The sequence below is a fragment of the Limnohabitans sp. genome (genome assembly GCF_040400975.1).
In the GTDB taxonomy this organism is placed as follows: Bacteria; Pseudomonadota; Gammaproteobacteria; order Burkholderiales; family Burkholderiaceae_C; genus Limnohabitans_A.
In genome coordinates this window covers 1-3263 of sequence record NZ_JBBAPF010000065.1, presented here as the reverse complement: position 1 = coordinate 3263, position 3263 = coordinate 1, and the positions used below count along the sequence as shown (strand labels likewise).

Genomic DNA, 3263 nt, shown 5'->3' with positions numbered 1-3263 from the left:
TCAACCCGCTAGGCTGTCGGGCTTCAGGTCGTCCTCCGCAGCTAAAGAAAACACACTTGTGCATGTGTTTTTATTTATCCAAAGGAATCGACCATGTCACAAGCAAAAACGCTCACAGCAGAAGAACTCGAGCAGGTGCTCGCCTATATTGCCACCCACAGCTACGCACTCCGCAACCGCGTGATGTTGCTCACGGGCATGTGGTCAGGCATGAGGGTAGGGGAGATTGCCAGCCTCACAGTGAGCGATGCACTTGGGGCCAATGGCAAGGTCAAGCCGGAGATCCGTCTATCTGCCAGCCAGACCAAGGGACGTTATCCGCGCACTGTGTTCCTGCCCCAGAAATTGCGCGATGAACTGCAGGTCTATCTGGACCTACGCCAGCCCAAGAGCATGAAAGAGCCGCTGTTCGTCACCGCAGGCCGTCGTGCGTTCAGTGCCAACGTGTTGACCCAGCACTTTCACTGGCTCTTCAAAAATGCGGGCGTAGACGGTGCCAGCAGCCATTCAATGCGCCGCAGCTTTTTGACATCACTGGCCGCCAAGGGTATTGGGGTGCGTGTACTGGTGTCACCGACCGGCATATTGGAGCCACTTTGAGATCGGCATATTGGAGCCAATCGATGATCGCCGTAATGGAGCCAGCGCGTGATCGGCATATTGGAGCCAGTGCCGGATCGTCGTAATGGAGCCAGTCACGGCTGACTGAAGCAGCCTCCCGAATTGACTTGGGCCACGTCTCTACCCTCTGGACTTTTTGTCTGGAGACACAGAGATGGCCCGCAGGAGATTCGAGATGCATCACTACCGACAGGCCCTGCTGCGCATGCGCCAGGGCGAATCAGACCGAGACATCGCGGCTGCGCGGCTCATGGGCAGGCGCAAGGCCGGCGACTGGCGAGCTTTGGCCAAAGCCCGTGGCTGGCTTGATCCTCAAGTGCCCTTGCCCGACGACCGGGCCGTCTGCGATGCCCTGGCCCCACCCAAGCGCGCCAGCTCTACAGTTTCCAGCTTGGAGGCGCACCGCGCCAAGGTGGCCAGTTGGGTCGAGCAAGGCGTATCCGGTACGGCCATCCATCAAGCCCTGGTGCGTCAGCACGGCTGGAGCGGCAGTTACTCGGGCGTGCGCCGCATGGTCGCCGCCATTCGCGCCGCTTTGCCCCCAGAGCTCACCTGCCGGCTGGAATTTGCCCCGGGCGAGGCCGCCCAGGTGGACTTTGGCGCAGGCCCCATGATGGCGCACCCCAGTGGCCAGATGCGCCGCACCTGGGCCTTTGTCATGACGCTGGCCCACAGCCGCCATCAGTACCTGGAGTTTGTCTGGGATCAGACCGTGGCCACCTGGCTGGGCTGCCACCGCCGGGCGCTGGAGTGGTTCAACGGCGTGCCCCAACGCATCGTCATCGACAACGCCAAGTGCGCCATCACCCGCGCCTGCGCCCAGGACCCGGTGGTCCAGCGTGCCTACGCTGAATGCGCCGAGGGCTATGGCTTCAAGATCGATCCGTGCCCGCCCCACGATCCGCAGAAGAAGGGCATCGTCGAGGCCGGGGTCAAGTACGTCAAGACCAACTTCCTGCCCCTGCGCGAGTTTCGCGATCTGGCCGACCTTAACGCCCAGGCACGCCAGTGGGTCATGCAGACAGCGGGCCAGCGCATCCATGGCACCACACGCCAGCAGCCCATGGCCTTGTTTGCGCAGGAGCAACCCTTGCTGCAGCCCTTGCCCGCCGTGGCCCCAGACCTGGGCACTTGGCACCGGGTGAGTGTGCACAAGGACTGCCATGTCCAGTTCGAGCGCATCCTGTACTCGGCCCCCTTTGCCCTGGTGGGCAAGGTGCTGTGGCTGCGCGCAACCGATGGCTCTGTGGCCCTGTTCGAGGACTACCGGCATGTGGCCTCTCACCCCCGTGGACAGCGGCCCGGCCAGCGCGTGAGGTGCAAGGACCACCTGCCGCCCCAGGCTCAGGCCTTCTTTGCTAAAGATCGCCAGTGGTGCGTCGCCCAGGCCGCTGACGTTGGCCCCCACTGCGCCCAGCTCATCGGGCAACTGCTGGCCGACAACATCCTGGAGCGCTTGCGTGCCGCCCAGGGTGTACTCGGGCTGCTCAAGTCTTATGGCTCGGCCCGGCTTGAAGCGGCCTGCCAACGCGCCCTGGCCCACGGCTCGCCCCACTACCGTACCGTCAAGACCATCCTCAAGAGCGGCGCTGACCAGCAAGCGCTCTGCAGCGACAGCTCCCCGGCCGCCTATGCCAGAGCTAACCGCTTCACGCGCGCGGCGGCCGAACTCTTTGCCCTCGATTTGTCAACCCCACCGCCTGGCACTGCACCAGGCACGCTGCATTAATCCCCCCCCCAGCTCAACCACAGGAGAACACCGTGAGCATCCTCAACCCCGCCCCCGAACTGGCCCCAGCGCTCAAACAACTGCGTCTGTCGGGCATCCTCGACTCTTTGGAGGCCCGCAACCGTGAGGCCATCCAGGCCAAGCTGGCCTATACCGAGTTCCTGGCTCTGCTCATCAGCGATGAGGTGGCCCGGCGCGAGCAAAAGAAGTTCAGCTCACGCCTGCGCCGCGCTCAGTTTCGCACCACCAAGACGCTCGATCAGTTTGACTTTGAGCGCCTGCCCAGCCTCAACCGAGCCCTAGTCCACGACCTGGCCACGGGTCGCTATCTGCACGAGAAGGCCCCGGTGCTGATCGTGGGGCCTTGCGGCACGGGCAAGTCTCACTTGGCACAGGCGCTGGGTCACTGCGCTGTGCGTCAGGGCGTGGATGTCGTCTTCACCACGTGCGCCGCACTGACCCAGAGCTTGAACGCCGCGCGCGCCATGGGCAGCTACGAGCGCAAGCTCGCTAGTCTGGCGCGTGTGCCACTGCTCATCATCGATGACTTTGGGCTCAAGCCCCTGCGCTCACCGGCTGACGAGGACCTGCATGACCTGATGGCCGAACGCTACGAGCAAACGGCCACCATCGTCACCAGCAATCTGGACTTCCCCGAGTGGGACCAAGCCTTCCCCAACAATCGGCTGCTGGGCAGCGCAACGCTCGACCGCCTGCGCCACAACGCTTACTGCATGGTGCTCGATGGCGCTTCCTATCGGGCGCCCAAAACACTGCCAGTCACTACCAAATCCGCCCCCGCAAAAGCGGCAAAATAAACCCTTGTTCAACCCCTTCGGGAGCCCTGTTCAGTCACCCAAAACTGGCTCCAATATGCCGAACATCCCTGGCTCCATTACGCCGATCCGTGACA

Annotated in this window: 3 protein-coding genes; all 3 read left to right on the top strand. The window is 63.2% G+C overall.

From position 1 onward, the window contains the following. The first annotated feature begins 93 nt into the window (after window positions 1-93). The 3 genes from ABWQ00_RS15715 to istB all read left to right on the top strand — a co-directional run bounded on the left by ABWQ00_RS15715 (window position 94) and on the right by istB (window position 3168). Entirely contained in the window at window positions 94-600 is a 507-nt protein-coding gene (locus ABWQ00_RS15715; protein ID WP_353239597.1) for a tyrosine-type recombinase/integrase, read from the top strand. Window positions 601-796: 196 nt separating this feature from the next. Beyond that, window positions 797-2350, top strand: a complete 1554-nt coding sequence (istA, locus tag ABWQ00_RS15710) for an IS21 family transposase (protein ID WP_502908167.1) — start codon at window positions 797-799, stop codon at window positions 2348-2350. Window positions 2351-2388: 38 nt separating this feature from the next. Further along, the gene (gene istB / locus ABWQ00_RS15705) at window positions 2389-3168 is read left to right on the top strand and encodes an IS21-like element helper ATPase IstB (RefSeq protein WP_502908166.1); all 780 of its coding nucleotides are present in this window, start codon (window positions 2389-2391) and stop codon (window positions 3166-3168) included. Window positions 3169-3263 lie beyond the last annotated feature (95 nt).